At 42.1% G+C, this 1,003-nt stretch carries 1 protein-coding gene; it reads left to right on the top strand.

Going from position 1 to position 1,003, the window contains the following annotated elements; genetic code table 11:
- The coding region (locus QUA25_RS18755) for an SdrD B-like domain-containing protein (RefSeq protein ID WP_333040435.1) at positions 1–1,003 on the top strand (1,003 nt) is incomplete at both ends.

Genomic DNA, 1,003 nt, shown 5'->3' with positions numbered 1-1,003 from the left:
TTACTCCGGGTACAGAACCTCTCATTACTCCGGGTACAGAACCTCTCATTACTCCGGGTACAGAACCTCTCATTACTCCGGGTACAGAACCTCTCATTACTTTTACTGGCAGTATTCAAGGAACAAAATTTACCAACGATCTCAATCGTAACGGAATTTTTGAAGCGGGAGTCGATCTACCTCAGCCGGATGTTACCATATTTTTAGATCAGAATAATAACGGTCGACTGGATAACGGAGAATTACAAACTCCCACAAATAGTTTAGGTGGTTATTCCTTCTCAAATTTATCCCCCGCCACCTATACTGTTCAAGAAATTGTTCCCCCAGGGTTCACTCGTGTTACTCCAGTTCAACCTGTTACTGTCGTTGCTAATCAGACCACTAACTTTGACATTCTTAATATTGCACAAACACCACCAACTGTCACTGGTAGTATTAGTGGCAGGAAATTTAATGATATCAATGCTAACGGAAGGCTTGACGTAGGAGAACCAGGAATTCCAGGATTTACTATTTACATCGATCTCAACACAAACAACATCTTTGATAGCAGTGAATCCTCAAGACTAACAGATGCCACAGGTTCCTATCAGTTCAATGACTTACAACCCGGTACTTACACACTTCGGGAAGTCCAACAACCGGGTTTTGTAGCCACTCAGGTTCCTGCTCCAGTTACAATTCCTCTTTCTACGAGTGCGACAGTTCCTAATTTCACAAATATCAACTTTGGAAATCGTCGTGACACTGGTAGTATTAGTGGCAGGAAATTTATTGATGTCAACGCTAACAGGACTTTTGAACCGGGAACCGATCAACCTCAGCCGAATGTCACCCTATTTTTAGATATCAATAACAACGGTCGACTGGATATTGGAGACTTACAAACTCAAACAGATAATTTAGGTGGTTATTCCTTCTCAAATTTACCCCCCGCTACCTATACTGTTCAAGAAATAGTTCCTGCAGGGTTCACTCGTGTTACTCCAGTTCAAGCTGT

This window comes from Microcoleus sp. Pol17C6, assembly GCF_036701145.1.
Lineage (GTDB): Bacteria > Cyanobacteriota > Cyanobacteriia > Cyanobacteriales > Microcoleaceae > Microcoleus.
Note: the sequence above shows the minus strand (reverse complement) of the source record. Positions and strands in the feature narration are given on the sequence as shown.